1 protein-coding gene is annotated in these 252 nt (G+C 63.9%); it reads right to left on the bottom strand.

Going from position 1 to position 252, the window contains the following annotated elements; genetic code table 11:
- Nucleotides 1-57: 57 nt before the first annotated feature.
- Nucleotides 58-252, bottom strand: a 195-nt coding sequence (locus tag FCK22_RS18585; RefSeq protein ID WP_211243603.1) for a hypothetical protein, incomplete at its 5' end; no start/stop codon positions are given.

Raw genomic sequence — 252 nt, forward strand, 5'->3', positions numbered from 1 at the left:
GTAGGGCGGCTTGGGCGCCGTAGCCGTGCAGGTGTGACAGCACCGCGCCATAGGCGATCAGCAGATAGGCGAGCAGTTCTGTGCCCTCTTGGACGGTGGTTTTGATTTGCGGGTCATAGGCGGCGCCATGACGGCCTCCCACAGGGCGCCGGTGCCGAAAATCCGCGAGAAGAAGAGCAGCAGCACCACGCCGATATAGACGAAGGTGGCGGAGCGGGTTTGCAGGTGGTGCAGCATGGGCAGCAGCGTGGT

Origin of the sequence: Sulfitobacter sp. 15WGC, assembly GCF_005068605.1 — a bacterium.
In the GTDB taxonomy this organism is placed as follows: Bacteria; Pseudomonadota; Alphaproteobacteria; order Rhodobacterales; family Rhodobacteraceae; genus Sulfitobacter; species Sulfitobacter faviae.